Genomic DNA, 995 nt, shown 5'->3' on the forward strand with positions numbered 1-995 from the left:
ACGCACATATTGGTTTTGTTGCCTGGGGTTGGCTGACGAAAGGTCAACTACTGTCATTCCCGATGATATTAATAGGTGTGGGTTTTATTTGGTATGCCTACAAATTTAACTCCGATAAACTATCGCACCGAGCATAAACTAGAAAATAAAAAATTGAGAGAAGCATATGAAGCAGTACTTAGCGCTTTGTCAGCGTATTATTGATGAGGGTGTGTGGGTAGATAATAAACGTACCGGAACGCGCTGCCTGACCCTAATCAATGCTGACCTGGAGTATGACGTTGAGAACAATGTATTTCCGTTAATTACCACTCGCAAAAGTTACTATAAAGCAGCCATTGCAGAACTTCTGGGTTATCTCCGTGGGTATAGCAGTGCTGCGCAATTTCGCGAGATCGGCTGTAACACCTGGAATGCTAATGCCAATGAGAATGAAGCCTGGTTGAATAATCCGCATCGTAAAGGTGAGGATGATATGGGGCGAGTATACGGCGTTCAGGGCCGGGCGTGGCAAAAGCCGGATGGCACGCCATTAGACCAGCTTAAAAAGATCGTCGATAACCTTTCGAAAGGGGTCGATGACCGCGGAGAAATTCTAAGCTTCTATAACCCGGGCGAGTTCGAAATGGGTTGTCTGCGCCCTTGCATGCATACGCACACATTTTCTTTGCTAGGGGATACACTGTATTTGACTAGTTATCAGCGTTCTTGTGATGTGCCGCTGGGGCTGAATTTCAATCAGGTTCAGGTCTATGTTCTGCTTGCTCTAATGGCACAGATCACGGGGCATAAAGCCGGTAAGGCTTACCACAAAATAGTCAATGCTCATATCTACGAGAACCAGTTAGAATTGATGCGAGATGTGCAGCTAAAGCGTGAGCCTTTCGCTTCTCCGAGACTAAATATCAACCCTGATATCAAGTCACTCGAAGACCTTGAAACCTGGGTGACGACCGCTGACTTTGAAGTCGTCGGCTATGAGTCGCATGACAGTA

Annotated in this window: 1 protein-coding gene; it reads left to right on the plus strand. The window is 46.1% G+C overall.

What is annotated here, in order from left to right:
- Positions 1-166 precede the first annotated feature (166 nt).
- Positions 167-995: thymidylate synthase (locus A3729_RS04440; RefSeq protein WP_068516170.1), on the plus strand; the 829-nt coding region annotated here is incomplete at its 3' end.

The organism is Oleiphilus sp. HI0043, from assembly GCF_001634935.1.